Below are 263 nucleotides of genomic sequence, written 5' to 3' on the forward strand. Positions count from 1 at the left end.
TGAGGCTGCCCGAGGGTTCGCGGACGAATCCGGTCTCGACGCCGTTGTTCACAGTGGCGGTCAATCCGAGGGAACCCGCGTAGAAGGTGGTGGCTCCGGAGGTCAGGCGCTCACCGTTGGTGGTGCCGGTGTAGGTGTTGTTCGTTGTGGTGGATCCGCGGGTGAGGGCGGTGAGTTGGTTGAAGTCGCCGTACGTCTCACCGGTGCGGGGCAGGCCGCCGCCGGCGGCGGTCTCGTTGCCGTTCGCGTCGAAGGTCCAGCCG

At 67.3% G+C, this 263-nt stretch carries 1 protein-coding gene; it reads right to left on the reverse strand.

Going from position 1 to position 263, the window contains the following annotated elements:
• Positions 1-263, reverse strand: a 263-nt coding sequence (locus tag GT354_RS27820; protein ID WP_161359123.1) for a hypothetical protein, incomplete at both ends; no start/stop codon positions are given.

This window comes from Streptomyces sp. SID3343, from assembly GCF_009865215.1.
In the GTDB taxonomy this organism is placed as follows: Bacteria; Actinomycetota; Actinomycetes; order Streptomycetales; family Streptomycetaceae; genus Embleya.